This is a genomic window from Achromobacter deleyi, from assembly GCF_902859705.1.
GTDB classification, from domain to species: domain Bacteria; phylum Pseudomonadota; class Gammaproteobacteria; order Burkholderiales; family Burkholderiaceae_B; genus Achromobacter; species Achromobacter deleyi.
Genome location: NZ_CADIJO010000004.1, coordinates 93,428 through 110,422, shown reverse-complemented (window position 1 = coordinate 110,422; position 16,995 = coordinate 93,428). Strand labels below are relative to the sequence as shown.

General features: G+C 65.3%; 16 protein-coding genes. 11 read left to right on the top strand and 5 right to left on the bottom strand.

Annotation, left to right across the window (positions count from 1 at the left end; translation table 11 throughout):
• Positions 1-183: 183 nt before the first annotated feature.
• A complete protein-coding gene (gene glcC, locus HV798_RS07600; protein WP_175192379.1) occupies positions 184-945 on the top strand; it encodes a transcriptional regulator GlcC in 762 nt (253 codons plus the stop codon).
• Positions 946-965: 20 nt separating this feature from the next.
• On the opposite strand, the gene HV798_RS07595 is transcribed toward glcC, so the two are convergent.
• From HV798_RS07595 to HV798_RS07575, 5 genes are all read right to left on the bottom strand, one after another.
• Entirely contained in the window at positions 966-2,084 is a 1,119-nt protein-coding gene (locus HV798_RS07595; RefSeq protein ID WP_175192380.1) for a saccharopine dehydrogenase family protein, read from the bottom strand.
• 205 nt (positions 2,085-2,289) lie between these two features.
• Positions 2,290-2,682, bottom strand: a complete 393-nt coding sequence (locus tag HV798_RS07590) for a DUF4148 domain-containing protein (protein ID WP_025136296.1) — start codon at positions 2,680-2,682, stop codon at positions 2,290-2,292.
• Positions 2,683-2,999: 317 nt separating this feature from the next.
• The gene (locus HV798_RS07585) at positions 3,000-3,404 is read right to left on the bottom strand and encodes a DUF1090 domain-containing protein (protein WP_025136295.1); all 405 of its coding nucleotides are present in this window, start codon (positions 3,402-3,404) and stop codon (positions 3,000-3,002) included.
• 70 nt (positions 3,405-3,474) lie between these two features.
• Entirely contained in the window at positions 3,475-4,401 is a 927-nt protein-coding gene (gene ubiA, locus HV798_RS07580) for a 4-hydroxybenzoate octaprenyltransferase (RefSeq protein ID WP_025136294.1), read from the bottom strand.
• Between the two features lie 100 nt (positions 4,402-4,501).
• Entirely contained in the window at positions 4,502-5,704 is a 1,203-nt protein-coding gene (locus tag HV798_RS07575; RefSeq protein WP_025136293.1) for an aminotransferase-like domain-containing protein, read from the bottom strand.
• Between the two features lie 169 nt (positions 5,705-5,873).
• On the opposite strand from HV798_RS07575, the gene HV798_RS07570 reads away from it, so the two are divergent.
• From HV798_RS07570 to aspS, 10 genes are all read left to right on the top strand, one after another.
• Positions 5,874-6,359, top strand: coding sequence for a GAF domain-containing protein (locus HV798_RS07570; protein ID WP_175192381.1), 486 nt, complete (start codon positions 5,874-5,876; stop codon positions 6,357-6,359).
• A gap of 308 nt (positions 6,360-6,667) precedes the next feature.
• Entirely contained in the window at positions 6,668-7,561 is an 894-nt protein-coding gene (gene dapA, locus HV798_RS07565; protein WP_175192382.1) for a 4-hydroxy-tetrahydrodipicolinate synthase, read from the top strand.
• A 137-nt stretch (positions 7,562-7,698) separates the two neighbouring features.
• Positions 7,699-8,475 carry a sterol desaturase family protein gene (locus HV798_RS07560; RefSeq protein WP_175192383.1) on the top strand — a complete coding sequence of 259 codons (777 nt, stop codon included), beginning with the start codon at positions 7,699-7,701 and terminating at the stop codon, positions 8,473-8,475.
• Complete coding sequence (locus tag HV798_RS07555; RefSeq protein ID WP_246288616.1) at positions 8,435-9,367, top strand: fatty acid desaturase family protein; 933 nt, start codon at positions 8,435-8,437, stop codon at positions 9,365-9,367. The genes HV798_RS07560 and HV798_RS07555 overlap by 41 nt, the downstream gene beginning before the upstream one ends.
• 35 nt (positions 9,368-9,402) lie before the next feature.
• Positions 9,403-11,334: an iron-containing redox enzyme family protein gene (locus HV798_RS07550; protein WP_175192385.1), complete on the top strand. Its 1,932-nt coding sequence runs from the start codon at positions 9,403-9,405 to the stop codon at positions 11,332-11,334.
• The gene (locus HV798_RS07545; RefSeq protein ID WP_025136287.1) at positions 11,331-12,227 is read left to right on the top strand and encodes a DUF6999 family protein; all 897 of its coding nucleotides are present in this window, start codon (positions 11,331-11,333) and stop codon (positions 12,225-12,227) included. The genes HV798_RS07550 and HV798_RS07545 overlap by 4 nt, the downstream gene beginning before the upstream one ends.
• 172 nt (positions 12,228-12,399) lie before the next feature.
• Positions 12,400-13,683 (top strand): putative Na+/H+ antiporter, encoded by a 1,284-nt coding sequence (locus HV798_RS07540; protein ID WP_025136286.1) that lies wholly within the window; start codon positions 12,400-12,402, stop codon positions 13,681-13,683.
• Between the two features lie 245 nt (positions 13,684-13,928).
• Positions 13,929-14,258 (top strand): FmdB family zinc ribbon protein, encoded by a 330-nt coding sequence (locus HV798_RS07535; protein WP_175192386.1) that lies wholly within the window; start codon positions 13,929-13,931, stop codon positions 14,256-14,258.
• Between the two features lie 17 nt (positions 14,259-14,275).
• Positions 14,276-14,941 (top strand): DUF502 domain-containing protein, encoded by a 666-nt coding sequence (locus HV798_RS07530; protein WP_025136284.1) that lies wholly within the window; start codon positions 14,276-14,278, stop codon positions 14,939-14,941.
• Positions 14,942-14,980: 39 nt separating this feature from the next.
• The gene (aspS, locus tag HV798_RS07525) at positions 14,981-16,768 is read left to right on the top strand and encodes an aspartate--tRNA ligase (protein ID WP_025136283.1); all 1,788 of its coding nucleotides are present in this window, start codon (positions 14,981-14,983) and stop codon (positions 16,766-16,768) included.
• The last annotated feature ends 227 nt before the right edge of the window (positions 16,769-16,995 follow it).

The following is a 16,995-nucleotide window of genomic DNA, read 5'->3' as shown; positions in this document are numbered from 1 at the left end:
GTGACATCATCGTTCGCGCGTGCGCCAAAGTCCATATCAAAACCAGCTGGTCATACCAGTTTATTCAAGCTACGCCAGGCAAACATCGTTTTTTTATGGTTTTATATCAGCCACTTACAGTTGGCATGAGCAGGATGGCGTTTAAGGACGATCGCTTGGTCATACCACTGGTACGGAGAACGCATGCACGCCGAAATCGAAGCGAAACCCCGCCAGGTGGCGGACGAGGTGGCCGAGCGCATCGAGCGCCTGATCCTGGACGGCGTCCTGAAGGCCGGCCAGGCGTTGCCGTCCGAGCGGCGTCTGACGGAAAAGCTGGGCGTGTCGCGCACGGCGCTGCGCGAGGGGCTCAAGCTGCTGCGCGCGCGCGAGATCATCCACACGTCGCAGGGCAAAGGGTCGTTCGTGGCGCGCATTTCCAAGGTGGACGCGGGCCCGTTGATGCACCTGTTCAATTCGCAGCCGCGCACGCTGTACGACCTGCTCGAGGTGCGTTCGCTGTTGGAAGCCGATTCGGCTCGGTTGGCGGCATTGCGGGGTACCGAGGCCGATTTCATCATGATCCGGCGTCGCTACGAAGAGATGGTGCACGCGCAGGTCGATGCCGATACGGCCACGCACGCACACCTGGACCACGCATTTCACCTGGCCATCTGCGAGGCCTCGCACAACCCGGTGCTGGTGCACACGCTGCAATCCTTGAACGACCTGATGCTGGGGTCGGTGTTCGCCTGCGTCAACAACCTGTACCACCGCGAGCCGGAAAAACGGCAGATCGACAAGCAGCACGCCAAGCTGTTCAACGCGGTGATCGGGCGCCAGCCCGAGCAGGCGCGCCGCGCCGCGGCCGACCATGTCGACAGCGTGCGGCAGAACCTGGCCGAAATCGAGCAGGAAGAACAGCGCCTGGTGCGCGCCACGTTGCGCCTGGAAGGCTGGACGTAGCGCGCAGTTCGGCGCAGGCGTCAGCGGTCTTCGGTCATCGTGGCCGCCAGGGCCAGCGGCTTGCCCGCGTAGACGCGGCCAAAGCGGTTGCCAAGCAGCGCTTCCAGCGCGATCTGTTCCTGGCCGACGAAGCCCTTTTGCGGCAGCACGCCTTGCGCCACCAGATCCAGCGCCGCGCAGATGCCAGCGGCGGTCGACAGCTGAATGGCGCTCAGGCGATGGCCGTCGACGTCGGTGCCGAAAACGCGGATCGGATAGGACTCTTCTTCCAGCCGGCCGTGGCGATGGCCCGACGCCTGCGCCTGGATGACGATCACATCCTGTTCGGTGGTGGGGATGGCGGTTTCGAAGATGTCCTTGAGCAGATCGCGGCGGTCGCGCAGACGCAGGTCATTGAGCAAGAGCTTCATCAGGTTGCAGTGACCCGGATAGCGCACCGACTTGTAGTCCACGTTGCGGGCGCGGCCCAGCAGCGTGGCGGGCAGCGTGCCCAGCCCACCCGAGGTGTTGAAGGCTTCGTATTCGACGCCGTCCAGCGCAAAAGTCTCGTACCCTTCCAGCGCGGGCACGCTGGTCAATTGGCCGTCGACGATGGCTTCGCACGGGTTGCAGTATTCGTTGATCAGCCCTTCGGTGCTCCACGTCAGGTTGTAGCGCAGGCTGTTGGACGGATAGCGCGGCAGCGCGCCCACGCGCATGCGCAGATCCAGCAACGTGTCGAAGCGGCGCGCCAGTGCATTGCCGACGATGCCGATGAAGCCGGGCGCCAGGCCGCACTGCGGCATCAGCACGCTGCGGCTGTCGGCGGCCAGCGCCTGGATGGCATGGGTGCTGGCCACGTCTTCGGTCAGGTCGAAATAGTGGACGCCGGCCTTCGCGCACAGTCCGGCCACTGCGATGGCGCGATGGAAAGGCAGCGCATTGACCACGGCGTAACGGCCCTCGAGGCAGGCCGCGATCGAGGTGTCATCGGAAATCTGGCGCGTTTCGCAGCCCAGTTCGGCCACGGCGCGCAGGCGCGCCGGGTCCTGGTCGGCAACCAAGACCGAATAGTCGCCGCTACGCTCGAGCATCAGGGCGATGGCGAAGCCGATTTTTCCGGCGCCCAACAAGAGGACGGGCTTGGTAGAGGGGGACATGTTGCGCTCCTGCACAGAGAGGGGGAAGGGTTGGCCTCATCCTATGCGCGAGCGTTGTCGATTTGTAGATACCAAAGCGTCGTAACGGCTTTAACTAATGTCGTTATGACTTAATTGAGTGTCGATTCGTCAAAAGAAAAGCCCCTCGGCCAGGGCCGAAGGGCTTTGCGGGGCGATTGCCAGGCCTGGAGACCAGGCCGTGCAATCAGCTGCCCATGGGGGGGTAGTCCATGTTGCCGAAGGTGACCAGGCCTTCCGTCTTGGCTTGGGCCAGTTCGGTTTGCACTTGGGCGCGGGTCAGCGACGTGGCGGCAGCGTGGGCAACGGGCGGGTAGTCCATGTTGCCGAAGGTCACTTCACCGGCGTTCTTGGCTTGGGCCAGTTGCTCTTGCACTTGTTGCGCGGTCAGGCTGGACTTCTGGGCGATGGCGGCGGGGTAGCCTTCTTCGCCGAAGGTGTACTGGCCGGAAACCTTGGCTTGTTGCAGTTCGGCTTGAACCTGGGCACGCGACGGGCCTTGGTCGGCTTCAGCGGCTTGGGCGCCAGCGGCAGCCAGAACGGACATGGACAGCATCAAAGCGGTAGCAAGGGTTTTCATAGCAGACCTCCATATGTCTTGAGCTTGGGATCCGAACCTCTGGCCTGATTGCTGGGGGTTCGCTTGCTGTGTCCCGATGAGATGCATTCTGTGCCTAAACAACCCTGGGATAAACCCTTATTACCTGAAAACATCTTTCCAAAATGCGTACTAATCGGTCGGGAACTTCTCAAATGGCACCATAGGTGGCGATATTTCCATTTGATGACGCAATAGGTGGTGGTCGGCCCGGGCGGGGGCCAAGGCCGGCGAATCAAGGGGGAGGGGGTAAAGCGGCGCGCAGCCCCGGAAGGCTTCCGGGGCTGGCAGGGTGAGGATCAGCGGTTCAGGTCAGCCAGGGCGGCGTCGTACTCGGCACGGGCTTCGTCCAGCTTGCGCTGGGCCTTGTCGATCTTGTCTTGCTTGCCCTTGGCGCGGGCGGCCTTGAGCTCGGCCTCGCGTTCGGAGACCTTGTTCTGCTTGTCGCGCACATCGGCTTCGCGCTGAGCCTGCAGGCGGCTGTCGGTGCAGTGGGCCTTCGCTTCTGCCAACGCTTTTTGCAGGCCGGCCACCTTGCGGGTGTTGTTGTCGGCCTTGGCCGCGGCGATGTCGTTTTCGATCTGGCAGAACTTGGCGGCGCAGCCGCGTTGCGCCGAGCAGTCGGTCGCGGCCTGCGCGGGCAAGGCGCCGAGCAGCGCGCAAGCCGAAGCCAGGGCCATCAGGGTTTTGGTCAAAGCGGGCATGCGGTGTCTCCGTAAGGCGTGTCGGAGCTGCCATCATCGCCCAAGCGGCCATGGCCCGCAATGCGCGGCATCAACGGATCAGCGTGCCCGCCAGAGCTGCTGCGACCAGCAGGGCGCCCAGCCACAGGTTGGCGCGGAACAGCATGAAATTGCGGTCGGGACGCTGGATGTCGAACACCTTCAACTGCCACGCCAGGTGCACGGCAATGGCGGCGATGCCCACGTAATAGGCCCACGACAGGCCGATGGCGTAGCCGCCCCAGGCCCACAGCACAACGGTGGCCAGGTAGAAGCCGCCGATCCAGAGCTTGCCCTGGTCGCCGAAGCGCATGGCGGTGGAATGCAGGCCCAGGCTGCGGTCGTCGCGCACGTCGACGTAGGCGTAGATGCTGTCGTAGCCCACCTGCCACAGCACCGCGCCCAGCCACATGGCCACGGCCGCCAGGGGCACGTGGTTCTGCGTGTCCGACCAGGCCATCAGCATGCCCCAGTTGAAGCAGATTCCCAGCACCACTTGCGGCCAGTAGGTGACCCGCTTGCACAGGGGATAGATGAAGACGAAGGGCAGCACGGCCACGGCCAGCCAGCGGCTCATGTCGTTCAGGAAGAACAGCAGCGAACCGCAGACCAGCAGCTGGCCGATCAAGAACCACACTGCGTTGCGCATCGTCAGCTGGCCGCTGGTCAGCGGACGAAAGCGGGTGCGTTCCACATGCTTGTCGAAATTGCGGTCGCACATGTCGTTGACGGTGCAGCCGATGCCGCGCATCAGCAATGCGCCCAGCGAGAAGACGATCAGGCGTTGCAGGTCGGGCAGGCCGCCCGCGGTCTGGATCAGTGCCGCGATACAGGGCAGCAGCGTCAGCCAGGTGCCGATGGGCCGGTCGAGCCGGCACAGGCGGGCGTAGGGCCGCCACGATCTGGGCAGCCAGCGTTCGACCCAGTCGGTGAAGACGATGTCGCTGAGGTCGACGGGAGGTTGTTGCGGGGCGCTCACTGTCACGGCGAAAGAAATGGGAGGAAAGCCGACAGCATAAAACAACGGCCGGGCATGGTGCCCGGCCGCGGTGCCGTCAAGGGTGGTCAGGGCCGGGTTTTCAGGCCGTGTATTCCTTGAGCAGCTTGCCCAGGATGGCGATGCCGGTGCGGATCTTGTCTTCGGGCACGGTGGCAAAACTGAGGCGCAGCGTGTTGGCGCGGCCGGCGCCGCTGTAGAACGGCGCGCCGGGCACGAACGCCACGTTCTGGGCAATGGCCTTTTCGAGCAGCTTGGTGCTGTCGATGTGCTCGGGCAGCGTCAGCCAGATGAACATGCCGCCTTCGGGCTTGGTCCAGGTGACGGTGGCGGGGAATTCGCGCTGGATGGCTTCAAGCATGCAGCTGCCCTGGGCGCGGTAGATTTCGCGCACGTTGGGCAGGTGTTCTTCCAGGAAGCCGTCCTTGACGATTTCGTACACGGCCATCTGGGTCAGCGTGGGCGTGTGCAGGTCGGTGGCTTGCTTGGCCTGCACGAGCTTGTTGATCAGCGGGCGGGCGGCGGCGATGTAGCCCAGGCGCAGGCCGGGGGCCAGCACCTTGGAGAACGTGCCCAGGCGCACGACGTTGGCACCGTATTCGGCGGCCAGCGCGATCAGGCCCGGCTGCGGGTCGCCTGCGTAACGCAGTTCGCCGTAGGGGTCGTCTTCGATGATGGTCAGGTTCAGCTCGGCGGCGCGCTTGACCAGTGCGATGCGGCGCGCGAGGCTGAGCGTGCGGCCGGTGGGGTTCTGGAAGTTGGGCAGGGCGTACAGGAAGCGCGCGCCCTCGGCCAGTTCAGGGGTGATGGCGTCGGGGATCAGGCCGCCTTCATCGGTGGGCACCGGCACGAACTTGGGCTGGTACAGGCTGAACGATTGCAGGGCGCCCAGGTAGCTGGGGTCTTCGACCAGCACTTTGCTGTCTTTGTCGATCAGGACCTTGCCGAGCAGGTCCAGCGCCTGTTGCGAGCCGGAGACGATCAGGATCTGGTCGGCGGCGACGTTGGCGCCGGCGCGGTTCAGATCATCGGCCACCCACTGGCGCAGCGGCGCAAAACCTTCGGTGGGGCCGTATTGCAGGGCCGCGCGGCCGTTGGTGGCCAGGACCTTGTCGAATGCCGCTCGTACCACTTCTACCGGGAAGCCGCCGGGCGCCGGCAGACCGCCTGCGAACGAAATGACTTCGGGCCGCTCGGTGACCTTGAGGATCTCGCGGATGGCGGAACTGGTGAGTTGCTGAGCGCGTTCCGAGAAGGAAAACGCAGGTTCGAAAGGCTTGTCCATGGCTTGCTTCTTAATCAAGAAGGGGGGTGGCGGGAGTAACGGCGACGGTGCAGAAAAGACGTTACTGCGTAAACTATTGTCCCACAGCGAGGCGAGCCGGCCCCTTTATCGCGGCAAGCCCCTAAAATCACTTGCATCGATAATCGCCTGTACAGTTACATTTATACCTATGTTTGAAGCCGCCCCGATCGCCGCCGAATCCAAGGCCGCGCTGTACGCCGAACTGGCCAAGCAGGCCCGTGCCCTGCTTGACGGCGAGCACGACCGCATCGCCAATGCCGCCAATCTCAGTGCACTGGCCTACCAGGCCTTGCCCGACCTGAACTGGGTGGGCTTTTACTTCTTTGACGGCACGGAACTGGTGCTGGGCCCGTTCCAGGGCAAGCCGGCCTGCGTGCGTATTGCGCTGAACCGCGGCGTGTGCGGCGCGGCCGCCAGCCAGCGCCAGACGCAACTGGTGCCCGACGTGCACGCGTTTCCCGGCCATATCGCCTGCGACGCGGCCTCGCGCTCGGAAATCGTGGTGCCGCTGGTCCACCAGGGCCAGCTGATCGGGGTGTGGGACGTGGACAGCCCCGTGCCCGACCGCTTCGACGAAGATGACCGGCGCGGCATGGAAGCGCTCTGCGAGGCTTTCCTGGCCAGCCTGCGTTGACAGGCCCGCGGCGGCCCGGTAGATTTGCGCATCGGCCGGTTGCGGTCGATTTTTCCCCTTTATTCCATTCATGATTCTTCAGGCCAACCAATCCGCTTACCTGTTCCGCGCCCTGGGCGTGGCGACGGTTTGCGCCGGCCTGAAATCCAAAAAACAGCCGCTCATCTGACCGGAGCATGCTGTTCCGTCAGATGGGCGACGGAACAGCGGCCTCACGGCGGCGCCATGGCGCCTTCGCGCGCACCCCCTAGTATCCCGAGCACTTCTGTACGGTCCAACCACGGTCCGCTTACACCGAAGGAGTGTTCATGCAAACTCGTCAATCCCTCTTCCAAGGCGTCTGGGTTCCCCTGGTGACGCCGTTTTCCGGCGGCGCCGTCGACGGCGGAGCCCTGCGCCGCCTGGTGCGCCATTTCGTGGCAGCCGGGGTGGACGGCCTGGTCGTCTGCGGCAGCACGGGCGAAGCTGCGGCGCTGGATGACGCCGAGCAGCTGGCCGTGCTGGACGCGGTGCTGACCGAGGCCGGCCGCCTGCCCGTGGTGATGGGCCTGGCGGGCAACCACCAGGGTCACGTGCTGCAGCGCCTGTCGGCCTTTGGCACCCGGCCGCTGGCCGGCATCCTGGCGCCCGCGCCGTACTACGTGCGTCCTGGCCAGGACGGCGCCGCCGCTTATTTCCGCTGCCTGGCCGATGCCTCGCGCTTTCCCCTGGTGCTGTACGACATTCCCTACCGAACCGGCACATCGCTCGAGACCGCCACATTACTGGCCTTGGCGGCGCATCCGAACATCGCCGCCATCAAGGACTGCGGCGGTTCGCTGGACAAGACGCTGGCGCTGATCGCCGATGGCAACATGAACGTGTTGGCGGGCGAAGACCTGCAATCGCTATCGCTGCTGTGCCTGGGGGGCGCCGGCATGATCGCCGCGGCCGCGCACATTCGTCCCGACCTGTTCGTGGCCATGTACCAGGCGGTGCGGGCGCAGCAGCTGGACCTGGCGCGGCGTCTGTTCCAGGCGCTGGTGCCGGTCATCCAGCTGACGTTCGCCGAGCCCAATCCCGGCCCGGTGAAGGCCCAGTTGGGTCGCCAGGGCTTGTTGACGGACGAATTGCGCCAGCCGATGCCGAGCGCCAGCGCGGCCCTGGCGTTGCGCATGGACGCCGCCGTGGCAGGCCTGAACCGGCAGTTTCCCTGCCAGTAAAAGGCGGCTGGGCGAAGGCTTGGGCCGATCGCCGGGCAACCCGTCGGGACTCGGATTCATTTTGTAATAAATGTCTCACCTTGATCCTGACGGATTGCTTATGATGCGGCCATTCTCCGGGGTGAAACAAAACGTTCATGGCCCAAGCTTTCGTTGCGTTGTCCGCCTGGCAGGTCATGCTGGCAGGCCTGCTGTTCTTCGGTGGCATCTATCTGGTATTCGGCGCGGCGACCTGGCTGCTGACCCAGCACATCCTGCCGGCGCTGGGCATCGGCCGGCCGCTGGACCCCCGGCCGCTGGCGCCGGGGCAATTGCGGCGCGAGTTTGCCCAGTCCGGCCTGTCGATCCTGCTGTTCGGCACCGGCATGATCTTTCCGTGGGGCCTGTTGCAACTGGGTTGGGCGCATCTGGACCCGGACGCCAGCTGGCAGAAGATCACGCTGGAAATCCTGGTGCTGGTGGCGTGGAACGACGTGCACTTCTGGATCAACCACCGGTTGCTGCACACCAAGCTGCTGCGCCGCTTTCACCTGCCGCATCACCGTTCGGTCGTGACCACGCCGTTTTCCACCTACAGCTTTCACCCCATCGAGGCGCTGATGCTGGGCAACGTGATCATGCTGCCGATGGTGCTGCACGATTTCAGCTTCTGGTCGCTGGCGTCGGTGCCGCTGTTCAGCCTGTTCTTCAATTGCATCGGCCACGCCAATTACGACTTCTTCCCCAACGTGTCGTATTCGCACTGGTTTGCCGCGAGCCGCCGGCACCATCTGCACCACGCCTGCTACCACGGCAATTTCGGGTTCCAGTTCACCTTCATGGATCGCCTGTTCCGCACCCGGCTGCAAGCCGAGGCGGCCACGTCCCAGCTGGATGCTTTCCGTAAGCGAGAATCGCTTGGCGGACGCGCTTAGCCAGCCGCGCCGGCTGCCCTCGCTGCGTAACCGTCGCGATTGGCAGAGCCTGGCCTACCTGGTCGCGCTGCCCGCGCTGGCGGCGTGGCAATGGCTGTACGGCTTCTGGTGGCCGCTGTACGCGCTGATGCTGTTCCTGACGCTGGGCATTGGCGTGATCCACCATAACCATACGCACATCCGCATGTGGCGGGGGCGCTGGACCAATCGCGCCACCGATTTCTGGATCACGCTGCTGCAGGGGCACCCCACTTTCGTTTTCTACCCGGCGCACGTGGCCAACCATCATCGCTACAAGCACGGCGCCCTGGACGCGGCGCGCACCTACCGGTTCGGCGGCGACACCAATCACCTGTGGGGCTACCTGATCCACCCGGCGCAGGCCGTGTGGGTGCTGTATCCGTTGTTTTTCGCCTGGCTGGGCCGGTTGCGCCGGCATTGGCCGGGCGCCTGGCGCTATTGCATGTGCCAATACGGCGCGTGGCTGGGGCTGTGGGGCGGGCTGCTGGCCGTGAACCCGGTCAAGGCGCTGGTGTTCGTCATCATTCCGCAACTACATGGCCTGCATTGGCTGCTGGCCACCAACTATCTGCAGCACGCGCACGCCGACGGCGGCCCGCGGGCGGTGGCTGGCCTGAACTATGCCCGCAACTTCGAAGGGCTGGTCAATCCGCTGCTGTTCAACATCGGGCTGCATACCGCGCACCATGAACATCCGCGCGCGCACTGGTCGGAACTGACCCGCTTGCACCGCGACCATTACCGGGCCCGCGTGACGCCCGCGCTGAACGAGGGCGGCCTGACGCCCTATATGTTCCGCGTGTTCGTGCTGGGCACCTTCCTGCCGCGTTTCCGCACCCGCTCGTGCATGGCGCCCGAGCACGTGCGCTAGCGCCGCCTACCCATACCTGCCACTAGAGACCCGCCATGCCTATCGCGTTCAATCGTGTCTACCTGGAGAGTGCCGGCTATTTCATGCCGGGCGAACCCGTGTCCAACGAGGCCATGGACAGCTACATCGCGCCGCTGAACCGCATGTCCAGCCGCATCAAGAGCCGCATCCTGGCCGAGAACGGCATCAAGCAGCGCTATTACGCGATCGATCCGGAAGGCGCCACGGTGTTCACCAATGCGCAACTGGCGGCCAACGCGATCCGCGATTGCCTGCGGCGCAACGACAGCGACCTGGCGGACGTGTCGCTCTTGACCAGCGGTTCGTCGGGCGGCGACGCGCTGATGCCCGGGTTCGCCAACATGATCCAGGGCGAATTGGCGGCGCATCCGATGGAAACCCTGTCGGTGCACGGCATCTGCGCGGCGGGCGTGTCGGCGATTCAGACGGCGGCGCAGGGCGTCGAGATGGGCGGCCATGCCCGCGCGCTGGCGGTGGCGGCCGAATTGCCGTCGCGCATGTTCAAGCGCTCGCGCTTCGCGGCGCGTGGCTATGACGCGGATTTCGATGCGCACTTCCTGCGCTGGATGTTGTCCGACGGCGCGGGCGCCGTGCTGCTGGGCCATGGCGGCCAGCCATTGCCGGGCGCATCCAGCGGCGTGCGGCTGCGCCTGAAGTGGGTGCACCAGCGCTCGTTCTCGGGCGATTACCCGGTCTGCATGCAGCTGGGCCTGTCGGCGGATCGGCAGAAGGGCCACCTGGACTATCCGTCCTGGAACGAAGCCGAGGCCGACGGCGCGCTGTCGCTGCGCCAGGACATCCGGCTGCTGCCGCACCTGTTCGACATCGGCATCCACGAATACGCCAAGCTGGTGCGCGATGGCTGGCTGGACCCGGACCAGGTGGATCACTTCCTGTGCCACTACTCGTCCGAGAAATTCATTCCGGTGGTCGAGGACCTGATGGAGAAGGCCGGCCTTGTGATTCCGCGCGAGCGCTGGTTCAGCAACCTGGCCTGGCGCGGCAATACCGGCGCAGCATCGATCCTGATCATGCTGGCCGAATTCCTGGAAACGCGCGAGGTCAAGCCGGGCGAGCAGATCTTCTGCTACATCCCCGAGTCGGGCCGGTTCATGGCCGCCTACATGCTGCTGGAAGCCGAGGCGGTGCAGGGCGCCGCCGTGCCGGTATCGACTGGCGCGGTACCGGCCACCACCGGCCGCGAAGACGCCCATAGCGCCGATGCCGACGCCATCGCCCCGCCGCACGATCCGGACATGGCGCCGCAAGGCCTGGGCCAGCTGCTGACCGAGCTGGCGGCCATCTGGCATGACTACCGTTCGCGCGTCTGGCGCACGCCGGTAGTGCGCCGCCTGCGCAACCACCAGTTCCAGACCGCCGACTACCTGAACTGGATGGAGAACTGGATTCCGCAGGTGCGCGAGGGCAGCAAGTGGATGCGCGAAGGCGCGGCATCGCTGACCGAGCAGTATCAGCCGCTGGCTGCGCTGATCGACATGCACGCCGGCGAAGAGCAGAACGATTTCCAGATTCTTTTCCAGGACTACCGTACGGCCGGCGGCACGATCGACAACATCGACCTGTTGCGCCGCAACCCCGGCGGCGAAGCGCTGAACGCCTATCTGCACAGCCTGGCCGCCACGCGCGACCCGATCGGCCTCCTGGGCGCCATCTACATCATCGAAGGCACCGGCCAGCGTATCGTGCCGGCGCTGCTGCCGCTGCTCAAGGCCAGCCTGAAGCTGCCGCCCGACGCGTTCCGCTTCCTGGAATACCATGGCCACAACGATGAAAACCACCTGGCCCGCTGGTTGACGGCCGTGGAACTGGCGCTGGACTGCGATGAAGATGGCCGCGCCGAGCAGCGTATCGTCGACACCGCGCGCCGCACGGCGGCGCTGTACCTGATGCAGTTTCATCACGTGATGGAGGACGGTGCGGCATGAACAAGGAACCGGATTTCCTGGCCAAGGCGCACGACCCCGCCGATCCCAGCCCCTGGCTGGCCCTGTACCTGGACCGCAGCACGCCATTGCCGGACAAGGTCAAGAAAGCCTGGCTGACGGATTCCAGCTGCGCCTCGCGCCAGTACCTGCTGCCGTTCTTGCGGCCGCTGGCGCGCGCATTCATCATCCTGATCCAGGTCGTGAAGACCTTCCTGCCGCGCCGCTGGTCGCATTCGCGGCTGCTGCACCGCATTCTGGCGTGGGGCTTGAAGCGCTTCGTGTCGCCCGAGGCCAACTGGCTCATCCTGCGCCACTTTCACCTGGGCGCGCAGGCCCTGTCGTTCATCGCGGCCAACTCGCCCGTGCGTATCACCACCACGCCGCTGGAGCCGATGGAGATCGACGACCTGAAGGACGAACTGTTCGTCAAGCACGACCTGAACCTGTTCAACTTCGTGATCCGGCTGAACCAGGCGCTGCGCGATGCCGGCGTCGAGATGCATGCGCCGGAGCAAGTCGATTTCTCGATGATCCGCGATCCCGACCTGCGGCTGGAAGACATGCCGCAAGGCAAGCTGAATTTCCTGGACCTGCAAAGCGCGATCGAGCTTTTCACGCCGCTGTACCAGCTGATGCTGACCGACAACGACTTCTGGCGCGCGGCCAATTCGCTGCAGCTGGACGAAACGATCGGCATCTACGCGGCCAAGCTGCTGGGCGCGCCGCAGCACCTGATCCTGGTGAACAACAGCCATCCGCTGGTGCCGATGTCGACACTGCGCGCCGGCTACCGGCTGGTGCTGCACGGCCTGTCCACGGAAATGCTGCACAGCCTGCTGATGGAAATGAAGGCCGCGCAGGCCGGCGCCGAACCGCCCGCGCCGATCGCCTGAGGCCGCGCGGCGGCGCCCGGCTGCCCGCGCGCGGGTCCATCGGCGTGCGCAAGCCCGGGTTGTCACTGTAGAAGGCGGCAAAGTCGCTGCGCTATATTGCGACCCTTGCCCGCCAAGCGTCGCGGGGGCCGTGTGCGCACGGCCTGAATCCCTGTTCCCGGAATCGCTTTCAATGCCCCAGCCTATCGAAGTCCTGGCCACCGTGTTGTTCGTCGTGGCGGTGCTTCACACCTTTTCCGTGCCCGTGTTTGCCCGCCTGGCCCATCGGGGCGGGCCGCATGCAGGCTTCTGGCATCTGCTGTCGGAAGTGGAAGCCGTCTTCGGCGTCTGGGCGTTTGCGCTGATCGTGGCGATGGCGGCCCTGTCGGGGCCATCCGAAGCCATCGGCTACATGGATACGCGCAACTTCACCGAACCGCTGTTCGTGTTCGCCATCATGGTGGTGGCGGCCAGCCGGCCGATCCTGGAATTGGTGGGGTTGCTGGTGCGCCTGGCCGCGCGCGCGGTGCCCCTGCCGCGCGAGCTGGCGACGTTCTTCGTGGTGATGTCGCTGGTGCCGCTGGGCGGCTCGTTCATTACCGAACCCGCCGCCATGACGCTGGCGGCGATTCTGCTGCGCGACGCTTATTTCCGCACCAGCGGGCGGGCCGGCTTCAAGTACCTGACCCTGGGCGTGCTGTTCGTCAACGTGTCCATCGGCGGGGTGCTGACCTCGTACGCGGCGCCGCCGGTGCTGATGGTGGCCTCCACCTTCGGCTGGGATTCGGCCTACATGGTGCAGCACTTTGGCTGGCGGGCGGCGGTGGCGGTCTGCCTGAACGCCGGCATCCTGACCTTCGTGTGCCGCAAGGCCTTGCTGGAACGATCGGTGGGCACCGGTGCCGGCGTGGATGGGGCCGAAGGCCATGACAAGCGTGCGCCCGTGCCGGCCCTGGTGATGCTGATCCACCTGGTGTTCCTGGTGGCGGTTGTGCTGACCGCGCACCATCCCGCCATTTTCCTGGGCCTGTTGATGATGTTCATCGGCTTTGCCGAAGCCTACAAACGCCACCAGAACCGCCTGTTGATCAAGGAAGGCCTGATGGTGGGTTTCTTCCTGGCCGGGCTGGTGGTGCTGGGCGGCCTGCAGAAATGGTGGCTGCAGGACCTTCTGGGCGGGTTGGAGCCTTTTGTGCTGTTCTGGGGCGCCACAGCCCTGACGGCGGTGACCGACAACGCCGCGCTGACTTACCTGGGTTCGTTGGTGGAAGGCACGGGCGAGGCTTGGCGCTACATGCTGGTGGCGGGGGCGGTGACAGGCGGCGGCCTGACCGTCATTGCCAACGCGCCCAACCCGGCCGGGTTCGCCATCCTGAAGAACCATTTCCCCGACGGCAGCATCTCGTCCGGGCGGCTGTTTTTGTCCGCCCTGGGGCCTACGCTGGTAGCTGCCCTGATGTTCCTGTTGCCCGTCTGACGGGGCGGGGGGCGGCCCCCCGGCGACGGCCCCCGGGGGCCCGTCGCGAGGTTGCCGCCGGCCCTTCATGAAAAACCGCTAAAATTCAAGACTTTCCCGTATTTTTCCGGCCTTGCCCGCCCGTTGTCCGGTCCGGCGCCAGTTCCGGCCCCGTGTCCTTCCCTGAAGGGCCCGCCGGCGAACCTGGTTCCGCACCGTCCGGCCGACGGTTATTGAACCGCCGGGCCCGCGCCTGGGAGCCCTCGATGCCCATCTACGCTTATAAGTGCAGCGCCTGCGGCCATGCCAAAGACGTCTTGCAGAAGATTTCCGACGCGCCGCTTTCGGTTTGCCCCGAATGCGGCCAAAGTACGTTTTCCAAGCAGGTGACCGCAGCTGGATTCCAGCTCAAGGGGTCCGGTTGGTACGTCACCGATTTCCGTAACGGCAGTGGCGGCAACCAGGCCACCGGCGCCGCGGCGCCGGCATCGTCATCCGATAATGCCGCTGCGGCCGCCAGCCCGGCGCCCGCCGCCAGCACGCCGGCACCGGCGGCTGCCCCCGCGCCCGCCGCCGGTTCGGCTTCCGCTTCCTGAGACCGCGCGCGATGCGAATGCGCGTCATCAAAAAGTACTTCATCACCGGCCTGCTGATCTGGGTTCCCCTGGTCATCACGGTGTGGGTGCTGGGGCTGCTGGTCGCGACCCTCGAAGGGTTCGTGCCTGGCTTCCTGTCGTCCGAATCGCTGTTCGGCGTCGACATTCCCGGCTTCCGCTTCGTCCTGGTCATCGTGGTGGTGCTGTTGACGGGCATTTTCGCGGCCAACCTGATCGGCCGCACCATGGTGGACCAGTGGGAAAACCTGCTGGGCCGCATTCCCCTGGTGCGTTCGATCTACAACTCGGTCAAGCAGGTCAGCGATACCGTGCTTGCCCCCAATGGCCAGGCGTTCCGCCGCGCGGTGCTGGTGCAGTACCCGCGCGTGGGCAGCTGGACCATCGCATTCGTGACAGGCACGCCCAGCGGTGAAGTGGCCGACCAGCTTCCTGGCGACCACATCAGCGTGTACGTGCCGACTACGCCGAATCCCACGTCCGGCTTTTTCCTGATGGTGCCCCGTGCCGACACGGTGGACCTGCAGATGAGCGTGGACGCGGCCTTGAAGTACATCGTTTCCATGGGCGTCGTCGCCCCGGGCCCGGCGGTTGCGCCAGGCGTCCGGCCGGCGCCGCTCTCTCCGGCACCCGGCGCGCAGAACGCGCCAGGCGCCGATTCGTAACCCTTACGCTACAACCAAGCACACAACGGAGTTATCCCGATGCGTACCTGCTACACCGGCCAGGTTTGCCGCGACCATCTCGGCCAGACCGTCACCCTGTATGGCTGGGTGAACCGCCGCCGCGACCACGGCGGGGTCATCTTCATCGACTTGCGCGACCGCGCGGGCCTGGCGCAGATCGTGTTCGATCCGGATAACGCCGCCTTCGCCACCGCCGAGCGCCTGCGCAATGAATTCTGCGTGCGCGTCACCGGCCTGGTGCGCGAGCGTCCGGCCGGCACGGCCAACGCCGAGCTGGCCTCGGGCGAAATCGAAGTGCTGTGCAAGGAAGTCGAGATCCTGAACGCGTCGGTCACCCCGCCGTTCCAGCTGGACGACGACAACCTGTCGGAAACCACCCGCCTGACGCACCGCGTGCTGGACCTGCGCCGCCCGCAGATGCAGCGCAACCTGATGCTGCGTTACCGCGTGTCGATCGAAACGCGCAAGTTCCTGGACCAGCTGGGCTTCATCGACATCGAAACCCCGATGCTGGCCAAGAGCACGCCCGAAGGCGCGCGCGACTACCTGGTGCCCTCGCGTGTGAACGCCGGCCACTTCTTCGCGCTGCCGCAATCGCCCCAGCTGTTCAAGCAGATGCTGATGGTGTCGGGCTTTGACCGCTACTACCAGATCACCAAGTGCTTCCGCGATGAAGACCTGCGCGCCGATCGCCAGCCCGAATTCACCCAGATCGACTGCGAAACGTCGTTCCTGAACGAATTCGAGATCCGCGAGATCTTCGAAAACCTGATCCGCCACGTCTTCAAGGTGGTGCAGGGCGTCGACCTGGCCCAGCCGTTCCCGATCATGACGTGGACCGAAGCCATGCGCCGCTACGGCTCCGACAAGCCGGACCTGCGCGTGCAGCTCGAGTTCACCGACATCACTGATGTCATGCGCGACGTCGACTTCAAGGTGTTCGCCGCCGCCGCCACGGCGCCCGGCAGCCGCGTGGTCGCCCTGCGCGTGCCCGGTGGCGCCGAAATGTCGCGTAGCGAGATCGACGCCTACACCCAGTTCGTCGGCATCTACGGCGCCAAGGGCCTGGCCTACATCAAGGTCAACGAAGTGGCCAAGGGCCGCGACGGCCTGCAATCGCCCATCGTCAAGAACCTGCACGACGCTGCCCTGGCCGAACTGGTCAAGCGCACCGGCGCGCAAGACGGCGACATCATCTTCTTTGGCGCCGACCGCGAGAAGGTCGTCAATGACGCCATCGGCGCGCTGCGCGTGAAGATCGGCCACAGCGAATTCGGCAAGAAGTCGGGCCTGTTCACGGCCGGCTGGCAGCCGCTGTGGGTGGTTGATTTCCCGATGTTCGAATACGACGAGGAAGACGGCCGCTACACCGCTGCCCACCACCCGTTCACCAGCCCCAAGGATGGTCACGAAGACTTCCTGGAAACCGATCCCAGCAAGGCGTTCGCCAAGGCCTACGACATGGTCCTGAACGGCTGGGAAATCGGCGGCGGCTCGGTGCGTATCCACCGCGAAGAAGTGCAGAGCAAGGTGTTCCGCGCGCTCAAGATCGGCGCCGAGGAAGCTCGCGAAAAGTTCGGCTACCTGCTGGACGCGCTGCAATACGGCGCGCCTCCGCACGGCGGCATCGCCTTCGGCCTGGACCGCATCGTCACCATGATGACCGGCGCCGAATCGATTCGCGACGTGATCGCCTTCCCGAAGACGCAGCGTGCGCAAGACCTGCTGACGCAAGCGCCTTCGGAAGTCGACGAGAAGCAGCTGCGCGAACTGCACATTCGTCTGCGCAACGTCGAACAGAAGTAATCCCCCCCCCGAGGCGCGGGGCGCCTCCCCCCCAGGGGGGCGCCTCGCGGGACCGGCGGAGCCGGATCCTCGGCGGCCCGGCTTGTGGGGCGGCGATTGCTTGCGTCGTGCTGCGTTCTTGTGGCCCCCGGCTTGCGGCGATTGGGCTGGTGGTGAGCAGCTTTTTGTTGCGGCTTGGGGGTGCGGAATTGGAGTAATCTGGCAGACGCCGCTTTGTGGCGGTGCTT

Excerpts from the sequence above, each read along its gene's own strand:
- glcC (WP_175192379.1), top strand. The coding sequence starts at position 184 with ATGCACGCCGAAATCGAAGCGAAACCCCGCCAGGTGGCGGACGAGGTG.
- HV798_RS07595 (WP_175192380.1), bottom strand. The coding sequence starts at position 2,084 with ATGTCCCCCTCTACCAAGCCCGTCCTCTTGTTGGGCGCCGGAAAAATC.
- HV798_RS07590 (WP_025136296.1), bottom strand. The coding sequence starts at position 2,682 with ATGAAAACCCTTGCTACCGCTTTGATGCTGTCCATGTCCGTTCTGGCT.
- HV798_RS07585 (WP_025136295.1), bottom strand. The coding sequence starts at position 3,404 with ATGCCCGCTTTGACCAAAACCCTGATGGCCCTGGCTTCGGCTTGCGCG.
- HV798_RS07575 (WP_025136293.1), bottom strand. The coding sequence starts at position 5,704 with ATGGACAAGCCTTTCGAACCTGCGTTTTCCTTCTCGGAACGCGCTCAG.
- HV798_RS07570 (WP_175192381.1), top strand. The coding sequence starts at position 5,874 with ATGTTTGAAGCCGCCCCGATCGCCGCCGAATCCAAGGCCGCGCTGTAC.
- dapA (WP_175192382.1), top strand. The coding sequence starts at position 6,668 with ATGCAAACTCGTCAATCCCTCTTCCAAGGCGTCTGGGTTCCCCTGGTG.
- HV798_RS07560 (WP_175192383.1), top strand. The coding sequence starts at position 7,699 with ATGGCCCAAGCTTTCGTTGCGTTGTCCGCCTGGCAGGTCATGCTGGCA.
- HV798_RS07555 (WP_246288616.1), top strand. The coding sequence starts at position 8,435 with ATGCTTTCCGTAAGCGAGAATCGCTTGGCGGACGCGCTTAGCCAGCCG.
- HV798_RS07550 (WP_175192385.1), top strand. The coding sequence starts at position 9,403 with ATGCCTATCGCGTTCAATCGTGTCTACCTGGAGAGTGCCGGCTATTTC.
- HV798_RS07545 (WP_025136287.1), top strand. The coding sequence starts at position 11,331 with ATGAACAAGGAACCGGATTTCCTGGCCAAGGCGCACGACCCCGCCGAT.
- HV798_RS07540 (WP_025136286.1), top strand. The coding sequence starts at position 12,400 with ATGCCCCAGCCTATCGAAGTCCTGGCCACCGTGTTGTTCGTCGTGGCG.
- HV798_RS07535 (WP_175192386.1), top strand. The coding sequence starts at position 13,929 with ATGCCCATCTACGCTTATAAGTGCAGCGCCTGCGGCCATGCCAAAGAC.
- HV798_RS07530 (WP_025136284.1), top strand. The coding sequence starts at position 14,276 with ATGCGCGTCATCAAAAAGTACTTCATCACCGGCCTGCTGATCTGGGTT.
- aspS (WP_025136283.1), top strand. The coding sequence starts at position 14,981 with ATGCGTACCTGCTACACCGGCCAGGTTTGCCGCGACCATCTCGGCCAG.